This is a genomic window from Halomonas sp. MCCC 1A13316, from assembly GCF_014931605.1.
Taxonomy (GTDB): domain Bacteria; phylum Pseudomonadota; class Gammaproteobacteria; order Pseudomonadales; family Halomonadaceae; genus Halomonas.
The window spans coordinates 1,267,579-1,284,421 of record NZ_CP053382.1 but is presented as its reverse complement, the minus strand read 5'-3'; the positions used below and the strand labels follow the sequence as shown (position 1 = coordinate 1,284,421).

The following is a 16,843-nucleotide window of genomic DNA, read 5'->3' as shown; positions in this document are numbered from 1 at the left end:
CTCGAATGATAGCTGCGAAACGTTGCGCTTAATCTTCGAAAAAAACGGTCTAGAATGCCAGGCATATCCACCATTCAGAACCACAATGGGAGACTGCACCATGGTCGCTAGCCCCAACATTCGTCGCATCGAAGGCCTGATCCAGAGTCACCCCAGCCAGGATGGCGACGGCGTGCACATCCAACGCATCCATCGCTTCGACGGCGAACTCGACCCCTTCCTGATGCTCGACGAACTCGGCTCCGATCGGCCCGACGACTACATTGGCGGCTTCCCTTCGCATCCGCACCGCGGCATTCAGACGCTCACCTATATCATCCATGGCGGCATCACCCACGAAGACCACCTGGGACACAGCAGCACCATCCAGGCCGGTGACGCCCAGTGGATGCATACCGGCCGCGGAATCGTTCACGCCGAAATGCCACTGACCGATAGCCAGGGCCTGCATGGTTTCCAGCTGTGGCTCAACCTGGCGGCACGGGAAAAACTGAGCGAAGCACGATACCGCGATGTGCGCAGCGGCGAAATGCCGCGCCTGAAGACAGACAAGGGGGAACTGATTGCGCTCGGTGGCAGCTGGACGACGCAGACCGGAGAGAGCGTCGCGGGCCCGCTGGACTCCCTCGCCGGCGACGGCGCCGTGGCCCATGCGCGGCTCGAGGCCGGCGGTGAGATGGCGCTCGCGACAAGCAGTGAAACGCTGGCGGTGTTTGTCTTCGACGGTGCCCTGCAGGTCGCCGGAGAGAAGGTTACAGCCGGCCAGTTGGCACGTCTCGGCGAGGGCGATACGCTGGCCCTCTCCAGCCGCGAGGGTGCGCAGTGCCTGTTACTCGCCGGCACGCCGCATGGTGAACCGATCGTCCACTATGGCCCTTTCGTGATGAATCACCTTCACGAGATCGATCAGGCGCTGCACGACTATCGCAATGGCAGCTTCACCGACTGATGCATGCTATTCATTTACCGAAAAGGGGTTGTTTCCTACCTTATATTCACGTTCAATGACTTTGTTGAACAGTGTTCGACAACATTCAGACCGCCTGGAGCCTCATGCGAGGGACTCCGGGTGCATCTTGCTGTATGGACGTACAGTCTAGGCAGGCCATATAGCATGGGTTAAGGTTCCCGTGGCTTTATATATTCTTGTCATCTTTTTTTATGGCCTACAAACATGTTGCGAATCCTCCATTCGCTGCCCCGCACGCATAAGTTGCTGCTGTTACCCGTCGCCACCATGGTGACTGTGCTGGGCGCACAAAAGATCGTTACCTTTGTCGAGAACACCCAGCGACAGGGACAAGTACCCGAGACCGTACTCTATCCCCTGTCGCCGGAGGCACAACCCGGCCTCCCCGCCCTCAACAGTGAACGCTACTCTGTCGCCGATGCCATCGAAATCGCCACCCAGGCCATCGACGCCACCCGAGACTACATTCCGCTCTCTCAGTTGCAGCCCAGCGAGATCGTCGACCTTTCCGGGGTCACCGCAGCCCAGGCAGGGCGAGCGACTTCACCCGCTCCCGCCGCTGCCGAGCTCGATGCCGCTACCGCTACCGCTACCGCAAGCCTTTCCGCCACGACCGGCGACACCAGCGGCATCGAACTGGCAACGGAGCTGGATTCAGGTGCGCTGCATATGGCCACGGTGATCGGTACTCTGGCCAGCGGCATGCTCGACGACATGAATACCGATGACGAGGCGCTTGCCGCCGATGCGACCTCCTACGAGGACTATCCGGACGATGAGTTGGCACTGTTCGAGGATGGCCCGCTCAACTTCAACCAAGAGGTTGTCGCCGCCGAACCCTTCGTGCCGGAGTGGCGCACCTATACCGTGCAGCAGGGCGACACCTTCGCCGTGCTGGCCCAGAACGAACTCGGCCTCGGCTACAGCGAGGCGATGCACCTGCTCGACAGCATTCCCGACAAGCGCCTGCTGACACACTGGCGGGTCGGCAACACTTTCGAGTATCAGCTCGACGAGCAGGAACGCCTGCTGTCCATGCGGATCATGAAGAACTCGCGCGAAGGCTTCATGCTCGAGCGTGACGAGGATGGCTTCGACGTGGCGACCATCGAACGCGCCGGCGAAGCCACCCAGCGCCTGTTCGCCGGCAGCGTCAGCGGCAGCTTTGCCCGCTCGGCCCAGGCCACCGGCCTCTCCAGTACCGAAGTGGCACAGGTGTCACGTCTGCTGGAGAAGAAGCTCGACTTCCGCCGCGACACCCGCCGCGGCGACGAATTCCAGGTACTTATCGAGTCCGACATCATCGACGGCGCCAGCTTCGACTCGCGCGTACTGGCCATACAGTATCAGGGTGCCCGCATGGACCTGACACTGGTACGCAACAGCGACGACAACAACTTCTATACCCCGGACGGCCAGAGCCTCAATCCCGCCTTCAGCCGCTACCCGTTCGAAGGCAGCTATCGCATGAGCTCCAGCTTCAATCCGCGCCGCACCCATCCGGTGACGGGACGCGTCAGCCCGCACCGTGGCACCGACTGGGCGATGCCCATCGGTACGCCCGTTACGGCCCCGGCCGAGGGCCGTGTCGAGAAGGTCGGTAATCACCCTATGGCGGGGCGCTACATCGTGGTTCGCCACGACAACGGCTATCGCACGCGCTACCTGCACCTTTCGCGCGTGACGGTCAATCGCGGCGAGCGTGTCTCGATGGGTGAACGCATTGCGCTGTCGGGCAATACCGGCCGCAGCACCGGCCCTCACCTGCACTATGAAGTCATCGTCAACAACAACGCGGTCGATGCCATGCAGGTCGATCTGCCGGAGAGCCAGAGCCTCGACGGCGAACGTCTGATGGCCTTCCAGCGCGAGGCTGAACCTCTGCTCGTCGCACTGCGTTCCGGCCAGGCCGGCCCCGTGGTGGCCTCGACCGACGCCGAAAACGACGACGACTGATCGAGCGCTGCCAACCGCTAGCCAGGCACGCCCAACGACGCCCTGCTCTTCAGCAGGGCGTCTTTTCTTGAACGGAGCCCTTTGCCCACACAGCCCATGCGCCGCGCCTCCCCTGCCCCTACACCACCCGCTGGTAGCCGCCTGATGACCTTCTTCGGCGTCTTCCGCTATAGCCGTCGCGCGCTGACGCTGGTGTGGCAGACTTCCCGCACGCTCACCCTGGGACTGGCGATCTGCACGCTGATTGCCGGTGTACTGCCTGCCGTCGCCGCCTGGATCGGCCAGTTGATCGTCGATGCCGTGGTCGAGGCCATGGCCCATCACCGCGAGACCGGCGCCGCCTTGACCGTCGATAACACCTGGCCGGTGATGCGCTACGTGCTGGCGGAGGCCGGTGTGATTGCCGCCATCGCCCTGGCCCAGCGCGGGCTTTCGGCGCAGCAGTCGCTGTTGAGGGCGCTGCTGGGGCAGAAGGTCAACGTCATGATCCTGGAGAAGGCCGGCACGCTCTCGCTTACCCAGTTCGAGGATAGCGAGTTCTACGACAAGCTCACCCGGGCCAGGCGCGAAGCATCGACTCGCCCGCTGGGGCTGGTCAACAAGACCTTCTCCCTGCTGCAGAACGCTATCTCGCTGGCCAGCTTCGGCGTGCTGCTGGTGCAGTTCTCGCCCTGGGCAATCCTGATCCTGGTGATCGGCGCGCTGCCGGTGTTCGTCTCCGAGGCCAAGTTCTCCGGTGACGCCTTCCGCCTGTTCCGCTGGCGTTCGCCCCAGACCCGCATGCAGATCTACCTGGAAACCGTGCTGGCACGAGAGGACAGCATCAAGGAGGTCAAGCTGTTCGGGCTGGAACCGCTGCTGCTCGAGCGCTACCGCAAGATCTTCGACACTCTCTACGGCGAAGACCGACGCCTGACCATTCGCCGCGAGAGCTGGGGCTTCCTGCTCGGTCTGCTGGGTACGCTGGCCTTCTACGGCGCCTATGCCTGGGTAGTGGTGGAGACGATCTCGGGCGCGTTGACCCTGGGCGAGATGACCATGTACCTGATTGTCTTCAAGCAGGGCCAGGCGGCGCTCTCCGCCAGCCTCACCTCGATCAGCGGCATGTACGAGGACAACCTCTACCTGTCGAACCTCTACGAGTACCTTGAGCAGCCGGTGGCCCCAGAAGGCGGTACCCTCACCCAAGGTGCAAGCCCCGGCGACGGCATTCGCTTCGAGCAGGTCGGCTTCACCTACCCCGGTGCCGAGCGGCCAGCCCTACGCGACATTTCCCTGCATGTTGCGCCAGGGCAGAGCCTGGCCCTGGTGGGTGCCAACGGCTCCGGCAAGACCACGTTGATCAAGCTGCTCACCCGCCTCTACGAACCCAGCAGCGGCCGTATCCTGCTCGACGGCAGCGACCTGCATGAGTGGGACGTGGCCACCCTGCGCCGGCGCATCGGCGTGATCTTCCAGGACTTCGTGCGCTATCAGCTCAAGGTCGGCGAGAACCTCGGCGCCGGCGACGTCGAAGCCTTTGCCGACGAAGCCCGCTGGCAGGAGGCCGCCGAGCGCGGGTTGGCCGACGAATTCATTCGCAACATGCCCGGCGGCTACCATACCCAGCTGGGGCGCTGGTTCAAGGGCGGCCAGGAACTCTCCGGCGGCCAGTGGCAGAAGATCGCCCTGGCCCGGGCCCACATGCGCGAGAGCGCCGATATCCTGGTACTCGATGAGCCCACCGCGGCGATGGACGCCGCCGCCGAAGCAGCGGTCTATGCCGACTTCCGCGAGCATCGCCGGGACAAGATGACCATCCTCATCTCGCACCGCTTCTCCACGGTGCGCGCCGCCGACCGGATACTCGTCATCGACGGCGGCGAAGTAATCGAACGCGGCGACCACGACAGCCTGATGGCGCAGAACGGCCACTATGCCAGGCTATTCCGGCTGCAGGCCGAGGGCTATCGCTAGGCCTCGACAAAATCCCCTCAATCCGTTGACGCTTGTTGAGCGATTGTCTATAAGAAAAGAGTCGCATCGTCGATGCGGCACATTTCACCCCACTCATCACCCATCACTCATCACTCATCACTCATCAAGAGACGCGTTCCTCATGCGCTGGCTATCCATAGGCTACAAGGCAAATTGGCAACATCGCGTATTTCATAACGCGATGCGTACCCGTTTGCTGCAGCCGTGTGCCAGCCGTCGAAACGACGACACCTGAGGACGCTGGCCGCGGCACTTGTCGCGGCCAAGCATGATTCGTTTCCCGCCTACCGCGCACAAGTTCCCGGCCTCCACTCAAGGAGACCGAGACCATGGCAGTATTACGCACCACCCGTCGCCTGCTTCGCGCCGTGCGCACCCACTATGCCAACCGTCGTCGTGACGCATCGCTGCGCGACTGCGACCCACGCATGCTCAAGGACATCGGCCTGCGCTGGGAACGCGGCAAGCTGATGCCGATCCATTCGGAGTATCCCGCTTCCGCCGAGCCGCAGGCAGGCGATGGTGCCGGCAGCAAGCGCAGCGAAGCCGAAAGCATGCGTGAGGTCTGTCCCCGCTGCGGGGCGCGCCTGGCTTAGCCAAGGCCCCGGTCACAGGACGTGACCGGGGCCTTTTCCTTTCCCTTTCCTGCTGTCTCACAGTGTCAGCGGGCGATCCAGCGCGCGCAGCAGGGCATCGTCGCGCTCGTAGATATCGGGGCGGAACGAGAGTTCGCCGTCATCGCCGGGGTTGACCGTCCAGTAATGGATGATGATCGGCATGCGATGGGCCAGGCGTACGTTCTGTGTCTCGTCGTTCTCAACCCTCCGCTCCACGTCGTGACCACTGTCGGTATCGTCTAGCAGCAGTTGGCCCAGCTCGCGAATGTTCTGTACACGAATGCAGCCGGAGCTGAAGGCACGCTGTTCGCGAGAGAAAAGATTCTGGGCCGGTGTGTCGTGGAGATAGACCATGTGCTCGTTGGGAAAGCGGATGACGAGTTGCCCCAGGGCATTCTGCGGGCCCGGAGCCTGACGCAGGACGATGTTGCCGGGGCTGCCCCAGTCGATCTCCCAGGGGTCGAGGGGCGCGCCCGACGGGCTCAGCACCTGGATCCGCTCGCGCCACAGATAACCGAGATCCTGCCGCACCTTGGGTAACACGTCCTCCCGCTTGATGGTGGGCGGTATCGTCCAGGTGGGGTTCACTGTCAAGTGGGTGATTTCCGAACGCAGCGAAGGCGTGCGCCGATAGGGTCGGCCCACCACGATGCGCGAACGCCAGATCTGGCCGTCCGGGCGATAGTAACTGAGCCGGTAGCCGGCAATGTCGACCAGCACGAAGGATGCCGGCAAGCCGTGCAACAGCCAACGGGCACGCTCCATGTTGAGGCGAATCTGGTCGATGCGGCGCTCCACCGGAACGTTGAGTGCCGCCAGGGTCTGGCGACCGACGATCCCATCCGGGTCCAGCAGGTGTTGGCGTTGGAAGCGCTTTACCGCCGCCTCGAGGCTGGCATCGTAGCGGCGCGGATCAGGCGCCTCGAACTCGCCACCGGGGAAGATGTCGTTATCGGCGATCAATAACTCGAGCTCACCGATGACCGCCAGACGCTCACGCAGCAGCGGAACATCCTCGTCGACGTCACCTGGGCGCAGCGCCTGCTCCCGTTCCGGCAGGCGCGGCCAACCGCCCAGCTTCTCGATGTTGCGATAGCGCGCCAGCCCCGAGCGCAACCGCTGGTAGGGAACGAAATCCGGCCGCACTTCGCCAATCAGCGCTTCGAATCTCTGCTGGTCCACGGCACCGGACACTGCCGCCAGGGAGAAATCGGGGGGCGACACCGGCACCTCCCAGCCGGTATCGAGCGCTTCGGGATCGACCTTGCCGCGCTGCAGATGGTCGAGTGCCGTCAGCAACTGCCGCGTGGCAAACAGGTCGTATTGCGCCTGCGCCTCGACATCGGAGCCGTAGTCATAAACCGCTCGATGCCGATTCCTCAACTCATCGGGGCGATAATCCTGAGGGTGGAGCCCATCGCTTTCGAGGGTATGCAGCGCCGAAGTGAATGCAGCCACCGTGTCGGCATCCTGCCATGCCGGACGATAGTCACGCCGGGCATAGAAATCCTGTATCCGCGCCCCGTCCGAAGCAGCCTGCCGGGCCAGCTCTCCTACCACGCCCGGCTCATCTTCCCATGCTCTTGCGGCTTCCCCTTGCTCCGCCCAGGCCAGGGGCGCAAGGCCAAGCAACAGCATCAACATTCCCATCCATGTAATAGCCCGCATCTATTGCTCCTGCTCCGTTGATGGCTAGTCTGGTCTTCTTGGCCACTGCCTTCATAATAGGGCCTGGTATATGGCTGCCATATCAGCCGAGTCCATTTACCTTATTCACCCATTTCTGTTTCTGCGAGTGGCGCCTGCCGTTCGCGGCGTCAACGTATAGGCATGTTCGATGCGCTTGCTACCGTCACTGCGACTTCCGCTATCGACCCTGGCCGCTTCTTTGCTGGCCACACTACCCACGGTCCTTTCCACCACCGTCCACGCCGGTGATTTCCTGGCTCAGGCAGGCCTCTCTTACCCAGCCGCCGTGCCGTTGAGCCGGACCCTGACTCGCCTCGCGCCTGACGCCGACCCGCAGGTGCTGAAGCTTGCCGCCAGCGCCCTGGCCTGCGCCGAACCCGATGCCGAACGGCTGGCGGTGATCGACTTCTCACTCCCTTCCACCGAGCCGCGCCTGTGGGTCTTCGACCTGGCGCAAGAGCGGCTGTTGTTCGAGGAACTCGTCTCCCACGGCCGTGGCTCGGGCAATGCCGAGGCCACGCTGTTCTCCAACACCCCCGAGAGCCACCAGTCGAGCCTGGGCCTGTTCCGCACCATGAACAGCTACTACGGCAGCAACGGCTATTCGCTGCGCCTGGAAGGCCTGGAGGATGGCGTCAACGACCAGGCCTATCAGCGCGCCATCGTGATCCACGGTGCCGATTACGTCAGCGAATCCTTTATTCAGAAGACCGGCCGGCTGGGCCGTAGCCACGGTTGCCCGGCGGTACGCCAGGAAGTGACCTACCCGTTGATCGACAGCATCAAGGAGGATCATTACCTATTCGCTTACTACCCCGACCCCGAGTGGCTGGAAAACTCCGCCTTCCTCAGTTGCGACCAGGCATCCACGCAGTTGGCCATGCACTGAGCCTTGCGAACTGAGCCTTGCGTCTCCTGCACCACCCCCTTTCGCTTTTTGCATCACCCCCTTCAGACTTCCCTCTTCAACCCCCCTGCAGCACCAGCAGGGGGCACTCGTCTGCGGCGCTGCACCATTCTTACCACTCCAGCCCTCGTTTCCGGTAATACCTTCTAGCAGCCACTTAACCACAACTGAATGTTTTAAAAGAATAAGGCATCAATATGGCAAACAGGTTGCTTGATATAAACCAAATGCTGGGTAGGCGTGGACCAGGCTTCTCGCGGGAAGCACGAGTGCGTCAGACCTGACCTTCAACGGAGAAGGGCGAACTCACGTATCGGCAATCCGTACGAGGTCCTAGCCCATGGAAATTCGCAACAAGGCGAACCGAATTCGCCTCTTGAGCCTGCGCACGCCACAAATGCGCGCCTTCCACTTCTCCTGGTTCGCCTTCCACATCTGCTTTTTCGGCTGGTTCGGCATCGCCCCGCTGATGGCCATCGTGCGTGATGACCTGGGGCTGACCAAGACCCAGATCGGCAACACCATCATCGCCTCGGTGGCCATTACCATTGTGGTACGTCTGGTCATGGGCGTACTTTGCGACCGCATCGGGCCGCGCAAGGCCTACACCTGGCTGCTGTGCCTGGGCTCGCTACCGGTGATGGGCATCGGCCTGGCCTCGAGCTTCGAGACCTTCTTCCTGGCGCGCCTGGCCATCGGTGCCATCGGCGCCTCCTTCGTCATCACCCAGTACCACACTTCGGTAATGTTCGCGCCCAACGTGGTCGGCACCGCCAATGCCACCTCGGCCGGCTGGGGCAACTTGGGTGGCGGCACCACGCAGATTCTGATGCCGCTGATCTTCTCCGGCATGCTGATGCTCGGCGTCAACGAGGCGCTCGGCTGGCGCCTGGCGATGATCGTTCCCGGCGTGGTGCTGTTCTTCGCCGGTATCGGTTACTACCTGTTCACCCAGGACGCCCCCGACGGCAACTTCGACGAGCTGCGCGCCCGCGGCGAACTCCCCGAAGCCAGCGGCGAGCATGGCATGGGCGCGAGCTTCAAGACCGCAGCCAAGGATATCCGCGTGTGGGCGCTGTTCGTGGTGTATGCCGCCTGCTTCGGTGTCGAACTGACCATCAACAACATCGCCGCCATCTACTTCTTCGACAACTTCGACCTGACGCTGGCCACCGCCGGCATGATCGCCGGCCTGTTCGGATTGATGAACATCTTCGCCCGCACCCTGGGCGGCGTCTTCTCCGACCTGTTCGCGCGCAACGGCGGCCTCAAGGGTCGCGTGCGCTGGCTGTTCATCGCGATGCTCTGTGAAGGTGTAGCGCTGTTGTTCTTCTCGCAGATGCACGTGCTGACGCTGGCCATAGGCATCATGCTTGTGTTCAGCCTGTTCGTGCAGATGGCCGAGGGAGCCACCTTCGGCGTGGTGCCCTTCATCAACAGGAAGGCGCTTGGGGCGGTGGCCGGGATCGTCGGTGCCGGCGGCAATGCAGGAGCAGTGGCCGCCGGCTTCCTGTTCCGCTCGGAGTCGCTCTCCTACCAGCAGGGGCTGTTCTACCTCGGCATCGCCGTGATAATCGCCTCGCTGTGTGCCCTGGTCGTACGCTTCTCGCCCGAAGTCGAAGCCGAGGAGGCCAAGGCCTATACCGACGCGGTGGGCGAGGACACCGGCGCCGGTGCACTGAGCTTGCGCTGAGACGAAAATGCCCGGCAACCTGGTGCCAGATTGCCGGGCCTCGCCTTGATCGTTCAGCGCCAGAATAACGGCGCCTGCCCAGGTTCCCGTGACGATGTCATGCGAATCCGGGCAGGCGCCGTTCCTTTCAGCGGAGCCTCACGTCTTCGACCACCATGCTCATCCCCAGTAGCAGGAACGAGAGCGTCTTGCCGTGGCCGTCCAGGTTGAGGGCACCGTTGACTCCGCCCTGCAGTACGTCGTCGATCACCAGGTTCATGCCGGCAAGCCCCGGCAGCAGATAGCGGCGTACGCAGCTGGCGCCACGGTGGGCGAACAGCGCCAGAACCCGCTCCTCGGTGACCTGTTCCACCAGGGTCGCGTAATGGTGCGGCTCATAGGCGAACAGCGCCAAGTTGAGGCGGTCGCCCTTGTCGCCGGCGCGGGCATGGGCCAGGCGATGCAGCGCTACCTCATGCCCATCGGCGGTGCTTGAAACCATGTTCGTTTCAGTGGGCGTCATCGGCGGCTCTCCTCTCGTTGGCCATCTGCGTCTCGCAAAGAGTGGCATCGAACAGGGTGGCGAAGGCTTCCACGTCGCTGCGCTTGACCAGATAGGAAGCCGTGCGGACTCGCCGCTGGAACTGGCGTCGTACCCCGCCGCCGCCGGCAGGGCCGGCGCAATAGAGTGCCAGCAGTTCCTGGGTGGCGCGTTCCACCCAGCGGCGCTCGGGATGCTCGACGGCCAGGCGCAGGCGGTAGTCGCCGCCGGCGCTCGCCGGCAGCGTGCGCTGCAGGTCGCCGGCATCGCTGTCGAAGACGCTGGCATGGCCGATGATGTCCAGCCGCGAGCGCAGCTCTGCTGGCGCTCGGAACGTCAGCCGCTCGCGCAGCACCTCGGCGGCGAGCCTGGCCCGGGCCAGCGCGTTGGGCCCGGCGTAGGAGATCTCCGCCTCGCCCTGCCAGCCGCCTTCGTAGCAGACGGTGGTCTTGAGCCGCTCGGGGGCGGGCTTGCCGCGGATGCCGCTCACCGCCACCCGGTCCGGGCCGAGCTCCTCGACCCGCACGGAAGAGAGATCCACCACCACGTCGGGGGTCAGGTAGTTGGCCGGGTCATGCACCTCGTAGAGCAACTGCTCCTTGACCGTGCGCGCGGTGACCATGCCGCCGGTGCCGGCGGGCTTGGTCACCACCAGACTGCCATCCTCCTCCACCTCGATGATCGGATAGCCGACCCGCGCGAGATTCGGCACCTCCTTGCAGCCAGGGTCGGCGAAGTAGCCGCCGCTGATCTGGGCCCCGCACTCGCCCAGGTGGCCCGCCATCATGCCGGCAGCCAGGCGGTCCCAGTCGTCCCAGGCCCAGCCGAAGTGATGCATCAACGGCGCCAGGAACAGCGCGGGGTCGGCCACCCGGCCGCTGACCACCACCTCGGCGCCCAGCTCGAGCGCCTCGACCAGGGGCGCTGCACCCAGGTAGACGTTGGCCGAGATCAGCGCCTCCTCGCCGGGCAGCTCGCGGCTCTCCGCCTCCCAGCGCTGCAGCTCCAGCTCGCCGAGGCGTGCACGTATGTCGTCGCCATGCACCCTACCGATGCTTGCCCCGCCGCGCTGCGTGCGAGCTGCCAGCTCGGCCACCACGCGACAGGCGCCGACCGGGTTGGCCGCGCCGAAGTTGCCGAGAATCGCGATCCCGTGTGTCAGGCAGTCGTCGAGTATCGGCGCCAGCAGCTCCTCCAGCAGCGGCTCGTAGCCGGCCGCAGGATCGTCGCGCATGGCGCGGTGAGCCGCCGCCAGGGTGCGCTCACCCAAGGTCTCGAACAGCAAGGCGGCGGGCTGGCCGCGACGGATCAGCTCGGCTACCACCGGAATGGCCGCATCGGTGCGGTCGCCGGAGAATCCCGCCCCGCTTCCCAGCAGAAAGGTCATGAGTGGGTCTCCTTGGCCGGGATATCCTGGGCGTTCGGCGTCTTCTCGCCAGGCCTTCTCTCACCGGAAGGGGTCGCGGCCAGGAGTTGGCGGCGACAGGCGAAGAGCGCCACCAGCAGCAGCAGCGCGCCGGCCGTGGTCAACCAGCCGGGGATCAGCGCCAGCCCCACCACCAGCACGAGCCCCGCCACGTCCAGCAGCCGGTTGCCGGTCATCGCCACCCTCGACATCAACGCGGCGAAGGCGACCACGAACACCACGCCCTGGGAGCAGGCCAACATGATGTCCAAGGCACTGCCGAAGCCGGCCAGGGCCGGGTAGATCAGCAGCAGAAAGGGAATGACGTAGATCGCCGCCGCCAGACGCACCGCCTCGCCTGCCGCCGGCAGCCAGTTGGTACCGGCAATGCCCGCCGCGACGAACACCGCCACGCACACCGGCGGCGTGATAACGGACAGCGTGGCGAAGTAGAACACGAACAGGTGAGCGATCAGCGGCTCGACGCCGATGGTGGTCAGCGCCGGGGCCAGCACCGAAGCCACCAGCACGTAGGCCGCCGTGGTGGGAATGCCCATGCCCAGAATCAGGCACACGCCACCGACGATGAAGGCCACCAGGAACAGCGACTCGCCTCCCACGTTGACGATCAGGCTGGCCAGCGTCACGCCGATGCCGGTCATGCCGATCATCGCCACCAGCATCTGCGCGCCGGCCAGCAGCACGCCGATGATCACCATGCCCTTGCCGGCATCGATCAGCCCGGCCAGCAGCTTGCCGGCGATCTCGCGCAGCGGCCGGCGCGCCAGCAAGGCGAAGGGCACGAAGGTCAGCACCGTCATCAGGATGCCGTAGAAGGCCGCCATCTGGATCGAGCGCCCCGACAACACGCCGTAGAAGAGCCCGCCCAGCGCCGCCAGGATCGGAATGATACGCTCCGGACGCAGCACCTCCGGCCAGCTCGGCAGCTCGTCGTCGGGCACCACCTGCAGGTTGCGTCGCCGCGCCACCAGGTGGATGGTCAGGAACACACCGAGATAGAACAGGATCGCCGGCAGCAGCGCGGCAAGCGCGATGCGCAGGTAACTCTCGCCGAGGATCTCGGCCATGATGAAGGCCGCCGCGCCGAGGATCGGCGGGGCGATCTGGCCGCCGGTGGAAGCCACCGCTTCCACCCCAGAGGCGAAGGGCGCGGGATAATTGAGCCGCTTCATCATGGGAATGGTGAAATTGCCGGTGGTGGCCACGTTGGCCACGGCACTGCCGCTGACCATGCCGAACAGCCCCGAGGCCACGGTGGCGACCTTGGCCGCACCGCCCGGCGAGCGACCGCTGATGCGCAGCGCCAGGTCCATGAAGGTCTGGCCGCCACCGGTATGCAGCAGCAGGCAGCCGAACAGCACGAAGGCGGCGATGGTGGTGGCGGCTACGCCGACCAGCATGCCCCACACGCCCAGGTCACCCAGGTAGAGCGTCTCGGTAATGAAATAGAGGTCGAAGCCGCGATGCCCCAGCGGCCCGGGGATTGCCCCCCCGAGCCAGGCATAGGCCAGCCCCGCCAACACCAGCAGCGGGAATATCGCCCCGATGGCGCGCCGTGAAAGTTCCAGCACCGTCACCACCAGCACGCCGGTGAACAGCATGTCCCGCGGTGTGGCCCAGGGCAGCTCGACGAGAATCCGTTCATGGTTCATCGCCACGTAGCCGCAGGCCAGTACCGTGCCGACGGCCAGGCACATGTCCACCGCCAGCCCCAGCGGCCGCCAGCGCCTGTCGGCTCCCAGCGGATAGAGCGTCAGCCCCAGCAGGATCACCAGCGCGAGAAAGATGGCCCGCTGGATCAGGCTCTCGAAGGGGCCGGTCGCTGAGGTATAGAGGATCAGGCCGCCCAATGCGAGGGCCAGCAGCTTGGTCAGATTCTCGCGCATGGCAAACGCCTCCTGGCGTTACTCGACGGGCTGCAGGGCGTCGGGAATTTCCAGACCCTGCTCCTCGAAGTAGCGCGCCGCACCGGCATGCAGCGGCACGGTGCCGACATCCAGGGTCATCTGCGCCAAATCCTCGTCACGCACGGCCGAGAAGGCGTTGGCCTGCGGCTCGGGGTTCTCCATCACTGCCTTGACGATCTGGTAGGCGGTCTCCTCGTCGAGGTCCGGGTGCGCATGCACGGCCACGCCGAAGGCCCAGGTGGTATAGGCCGGAACGCCTTCGCCGGCACCTTCGGGAATATTGACCACGGCCAGGTCGGGCATCTCGGCACGCAGGGTGTCGGCCTGCTCACCCGAGAGCGACAGCACGTTGATCGGCGTGAAGGTGGCGATGTCCATGGTCGAGCCGTCGAGCTTGTTGCCGACCCCCGACTTGACGTAGCCCATGATGCGGCCGTCCTTGATGGAATCGACCACGTCGGTAGTCGAACCGCGCACGTAGTCGGGCGAGATGCCGAGCGTCTCGAACACCGCTTCGGTGGTGCTCTCGGTGGCCGAACCGGTAATGCCCGGGTTGAAGCGCACGCCGTCGAGCCCCTCGAGGCTGGAGACATCCGCATCCTCGCGTATCACCACGTTCTGGGGCGCCACGGTATAGACCCACAGCAGGCGGCTATCGACCGGGCGACCGTCGAAGTCCTGTTGCCCCGCATAGGCGTGGTAGCCGGTATTGGTGGTCACCAGCCCCATGTCGATCTGATTGCGGCTCAAGCGGCGCAGGTTGTCGACGGTGGCTCCGGTCTCAGCCACCGAGGCGCTGACCCCCTCGACCTGGTTGTTGATGATCTGATTGACGGCGACGAAGTAGCCGTAGTGGCTCGATGAGCTGGAGGTCGAGCCGATCAGCAGGCGCTCCTGGGCCTGTACGGCAGCGGCAGACAGCAGGGTGGCGCTGGCTGCCATGGCAGTGAGCAGGGTCTTCATGGTTGGCTTCATGAGTGGCTCCTTGGCCCGGCTTGCGGGCTTGTTTTTGTCGTGTTGCGTAGGGATAACCCCTATGCCGCAGCATGGTGCGACACTTTTATTTTGTATATTGAATAGTTTTTAAATTGTGTTTTACTTCTTAAATGAAACCCAGCATCAAGCAGCTGCGCGCCTTCGTCGCCGTCGCCCAGTCGAGCAACCTGGCCGAGGCCAGCGAGCGCATCCACCTCTCCCAGCCGGCGATTTCCATCACCCTGCGCAAGCTGGAGGAAACCGTCGGTGGCGCGCTGTTCTCGCGCACCACGCGCCAGCTCAGCCTGACGCCTGAAGGCGAAGCCTTCCTGCCGGTGGCGATACGCCTGCTCAACGACTGGTCCGAAGCCTTCGACGACCTCGAGGAGCGCTTCTCCAAGCAGCGCGGCAAGGTCACCGTGGCCGCGCTGCCCACCCTGGCGGCGGGGCTGTTGCCGGGTATCATCGCCACTTTTCACGCCCGCTACCCGCGCATCAACCTGAGCCTGCACGACGTGCTTGCCGAACAGGTCAGCCAACTGGTGCGCGAGGGCCGCGCCGACCTCGGCCTCTCGGTGGCACCCCACGACACCGAGGAACTGGCCTTCGAACCGGTACTGGTGGATCGCTACGTGGCGGTCTGCCCCAGCGGGCATCCGCTGCTGGAGCAGCACAGCGTGCAGTGGGCGCAACTGGCCAGGCACCCCTTCATCGGCATCAATCGCCTCTCCAGCTCGCGCCAGGACATCGACCGCATCATGGCGGGAGTGGACGCTCCGCTGGAGATCCTCTGCGACGCCAGCCAGATCGCCACCGTGGGTCGCATGGTGGCCGCCGGCCTCGGCATCAGCGTGCTGCCGCGGCTCAGCTTCCGTCAGATCGCCACCGACGGCATCGACTACAGGCCGTTGACGACGCCCGACATCGAGCGCCCGCTGGGCATCGTCATGCGCCATCGTCATCCACTCTCGGCCGCCGCCGCGGCACTCCGCGAGATGATCCGGGAGGCAACACGGGATTCGAGCCGCTAGCATCTCTATAGGCGCTATGCTGGAGGTGAACCCGACCCTGCCCAGGAGCGGAACGTGGCCGAGCCCAATAGCGTGATCGCCTTCTACGACGAACGAGTGCTATCCCATCAGCCTGACTCCGAGGCCCCCTTCCTGCCCAGCCGCATGGAGCGGCGAATACGCCAACTGCTTTCATCGCTGAACGTGCCCTGGAAGTATCCGGAACACGCAGGTAGGCTCAGCGCCATTCGTCAATTGCTGGAACTCGAGCCGGTGCCCGGCCTGCGCTTCGAGTGTGGCAAGTCGGCAACGCGGGACCAGCTGGGACGCGTCCACACCAGTTCGTATCTCAGCCACATCTTCGACCTGCGCGGCAAGAACGCCTGGCTAGACGTGGATACCACGGCAGTTTCCACCGGCAGCATCGATGCCGCCGAAGTGGCCGCCGGCACCGCCATCGCCGCAGTCGAGGCGGTTATCCAGGGACGCAGCGAATCCGCATTCGCGCTAGTGCGCCCACCCGGGCACCACGCCGAACCGGTGCGTGCCCGCGGCTTCTGCCTGTTCAACAACGTGGCGGTTGCTGCCGCCCACGCCCAGGCGGAACTCGGGTGCCGGCGCGTCATGATCGTGGATTGGGACGCCCATCACGGCAACGGCACCCAGGACATCTTCTATGCCGACCCCGATGTGCTGTTCTTCGACATCCACCGTGCCTCGCCCTTCTATCCCGGCACCGGGCAACTGGAAGAGATCGGTGTTGGCTTGGGCGAAGGCACCACGGTCAACGTCCCCATGCCGGCCGGCGCTGGCGACCAGGCCTATCTCAAGGCCTTCAACGAGATCCTGGTGCCTGCCGCCGACTGGTTCCAACCGGACCTGATCCTGGTATCGGCAGGGTTCGATCCGCATCCGTTCGATCTCGCCCTCAATGTCTCCTTCGAAGGCTTCGCCGCCATGACCGGCATCCTGCAGGAGGTCGCGCGTCGACATTGCAAGGGCCAACTGGTCTTCGTGCTGGAAGGGGGATACCACCTCATTTCCTTGTCACGGGGAGTCAGGACGGTTCTCGAAGCTCTGGCTGGCGGCACCCTGCAAGAGCCCAGCATCACCGGCCTGGCCGAGGTCGAGGCCGCAGCCGCCTTTCATCGCCAGGCCTTCGTCTCGGACGACCCCGACTAACCGGCCTGGCAAGG

The 16,843-nt window shown here is 64.6% G+C and carries 13 protein-coding genes; 8 read left to right on the top strand and 5 right to left on the bottom strand.

What is annotated here, in order from left to right; all coding sequences use genetic code 11:
- The first annotated feature begins 100 nt into the window (after positions 1 to 100).
- The 4 genes from HNO52_RS06030 to HNO52_RS06015 all read left to right on the top strand — a co-directional run bounded on the left by HNO52_RS06030 (position 101) and on the right by HNO52_RS06015 (position 5,499).
- The gene (locus tag HNO52_RS06030; RefSeq protein WP_197568277.1) at positions 101 to 949 is read left to right on the top strand and encodes a pirin family protein; all 849 of its coding nucleotides are present in this window, start codon (positions 101 to 103) and stop codon (positions 947 to 949) included.
- Between the two features lie 225 nt (positions 950 to 1,174).
- Entirely contained in the window at positions 1,175 to 2,926 is a 1,752-nt protein-coding gene (locus tag HNO52_RS06025; RefSeq protein ID WP_197568276.1) for a peptidoglycan DD-metalloendopeptidase family protein, read from the top strand.
- A gap of 144 nt (positions 2,927 to 3,070) precedes the next feature.
- Positions 3,071 to 4,882, top strand: coding sequence for an ABC transporter ATP-binding protein (locus tag HNO52_RS06020; protein ID WP_232090612.1), 1,812 nt, complete (start codon positions 3,071 to 3,073; stop codon positions 4,880 to 4,882).
- 350 nt (positions 4,883 to 5,232) lie between these two features.
- The gene (locus tag HNO52_RS06015) at positions 5,233 to 5,499 is read left to right on the top strand and encodes a DUF1127 domain-containing protein (protein ID WP_197568275.1); all 267 of its coding nucleotides are present in this window, start codon (positions 5,233 to 5,235) and stop codon (positions 5,497 to 5,499) included.
- 57 nt (positions 5,500 to 5,556) lie between these two features.
- Here HNO52_RS06015 and HNO52_RS06010 read toward each other — a convergent pair whose 3' ends face one another.
- The gene (locus HNO52_RS06010) at positions 5,557 to 7,188 is read right to left on the bottom strand and encodes a L,D-transpeptidase family protein (protein ID WP_232090610.1); all 1,632 of its coding nucleotides are present in this window, start codon (positions 7,186 to 7,188) and stop codon (positions 5,557 to 5,559) included.
- Between the two features lie 169 nt (positions 7,189 to 7,357).
- Between HNO52_RS06010 and HNO52_RS06005 the strand changes: the two genes are divergently transcribed.
- Positions 7,358 to 8,098, top strand: a complete 741-nt coding sequence (locus tag HNO52_RS06005; RefSeq protein ID WP_197568274.1) for a murein L,D-transpeptidase catalytic domain family protein — start codon at positions 7,358 to 7,360, stop codon at positions 8,096 to 8,098.
- A gap of 358 nt (positions 8,099 to 8,456) precedes the next feature.
- Entirely contained in the window at positions 8,457 to 9,809 is a 1,353-nt protein-coding gene (locus tag HNO52_RS06000; protein ID WP_197568273.1) for an MFS transporter, read from the top strand.
- A 127-nt stretch (positions 9,810 to 9,936) separates the two neighbouring features.
- On the opposite strand, the gene HNO52_RS05995 is transcribed toward HNO52_RS06000, so the two are convergent.
- Genes HNO52_RS05995 through HNO52_RS05980 form a run of 4 tightly spaced genes read right to left on the bottom strand, consistent with a single transcriptional unit; the run spans position 9,937 to position 14,637 of the window.
- Positions 9,937 to 10,311 carry an AtuA-related protein gene (locus HNO52_RS05995; RefSeq protein ID WP_232090608.1) on the bottom strand — a complete coding sequence of 125 codons (375 nt, stop codon included), beginning with the start codon at positions 10,309 to 10,311 and terminating at the stop codon, positions 9,937 to 9,939.
- Entirely contained in the window at positions 10,298 to 11,716 is a 1,419-nt protein-coding gene (locus tag HNO52_RS05990; RefSeq protein ID WP_197568272.1) for an acyclic terpene utilization AtuA family protein, read from the bottom strand. The genes HNO52_RS05995 and HNO52_RS05990 overlap by 14 nt, the downstream gene beginning before the upstream one ends.
- Positions 11,713 to 13,641, bottom strand: coding sequence for a TRAP transporter permease (locus HNO52_RS05985; protein ID WP_232090606.1), 1,929 nt, complete (start codon positions 13,639 to 13,641; stop codon positions 11,713 to 11,715). The genes HNO52_RS05990 and HNO52_RS05985 overlap by 4 nt, the downstream gene beginning before the upstream one ends.
- Positions 13,642 to 13,659: 18 nt before the next feature.
- Positions 13,660 to 14,637: a TAXI family TRAP transporter solute-binding subunit gene (locus tag HNO52_RS05980; protein WP_232090604.1), complete on the bottom strand. Its 978-nt coding sequence runs from the start codon at positions 14,635 to 14,637 to the stop codon at positions 13,660 to 13,662.
- A gap of 131 nt (positions 14,638 to 14,768) precedes the next feature.
- Here HNO52_RS05980 and HNO52_RS05975 point away from each other — a divergent pair, with 131 nt between their 5' ends.
- Positions 14,769 to 15,668, top strand: coding sequence for a LysR family transcriptional regulator (locus HNO52_RS05975; RefSeq protein WP_197568271.1), 900 nt, complete (start codon positions 14,769 to 14,771; stop codon positions 15,666 to 15,668).
- A gap of 54 nt (positions 15,669 to 15,722) precedes the next feature.
- Positions 15,723 to 16,829 carry a histone deacetylase family protein gene (locus tag HNO52_RS05970; RefSeq protein WP_232090602.1) on the top strand — a complete coding sequence of 369 codons (1,107 nt, stop codon included), beginning with the start codon at positions 15,723 to 15,725 and terminating at the stop codon, positions 16,827 to 16,829.
- Positions 16,830 to 16,843 lie beyond the last annotated feature (14 nt).